General features: G+C 67.0%; 2 protein-coding genes. Both read left to right on the top strand.

Annotated features, from left to right (window positions below):
* The first annotated feature begins 38 nt into the window (after window positions 1-38).
* Complete coding sequence (locus VTU_RS0124865; RefSeq protein WP_010110716.1) at window positions 39-239, top strand: choice-of-anchor U domain-containing protein; 201 nt, start codon at window positions 39-41, stop codon at window positions 237-239.
* Between the two features lie 25 nt (window positions 240-264).
* The gene (locus VTU_RS34325; RefSeq protein ID WP_169315446.1) at window positions 265-411 is read left to right on the top strand and encodes a hypothetical protein; all 147 of its coding nucleotides are present in this window, start codon (window positions 265-267) and stop codon (window positions 409-411) included.
* The last annotated feature ends 208 nt before the right edge of the window (window positions 412-619 follow it).

Below are 619 nucleotides of genomic sequence, written 5' to 3'. Positions count from 1 at the left end.
CTACTGGCTGCAAGACCACGGCGGCACCTGGGTGAACCTTGGCGAGCAGCCCTTACGGCGGCAAGATGGTGGACGAAGGCGGGCGGCTGCGGCTGGACTTCACGATCACCGACGGCGGAGCGTTCGACGCCGACGGCAAGGCCGACGGCGTGATCACCGCACCCGGCGCCGCAGCGCAGATGCCGCTGTCCATCGTGGGCCAGGCGCCGGATGGGACGCCTGGCGGGTTCTGGTTCTGAGAGCAGTGCGCCTTGCGACGGCACGATGGTGAACGAAGGCGGACGGCTGCGGCTGGACTTCTCGATCACCGATGGCCAGGCCAAGGGCAGCATCACCGGACAAGCGCCGGATGTAAGCGCACGGCGGGATCTGATGGCGTTGAGACCAGCCTGCCGGGACCCTTCCCGTTGATTCCACTGCGGGGGCACTTGCCGCCGAAGCGGCTTACCCGATCGGCATAAAGCTCACCGTTTGTCACGTTATGATACGTGGCATGTGGAACCGGTCTGCCCTTGCATGCGCCTGCCAACCAAACGGGGGGCGGGGTCTGCACATGGCGAAGGCCGCCCTCCTGAGCGGGCCATTGCGCCACGCGGCCAACCCCCTGCCTGATATCGGG

The organism is Verminephrobacter aporrectodeae subsp. tuberculatae At4, from assembly GCF_000193225.1.
GTDB classification, from domain to species: domain Bacteria; phylum Pseudomonadota; class Gammaproteobacteria; order Burkholderiales; family Burkholderiaceae_C; genus Acidovorax; species Acidovorax aporrectodeae.
The sequence above is the reverse complement of the archived record's forward strand: the minus strand, read 5'-3'. Positions and strand labels throughout refer to the sequence as shown.

Bases quoted from the DNA above. Each gene is read 5' to 3' on its own strand.
- VTU_RS34325 (WP_169315446.1), top strand. From the start codon at position 265: ATGGTGAACGAAGGCGGACGGCTGCGGCTGGACTTCTCGATCACCGAT.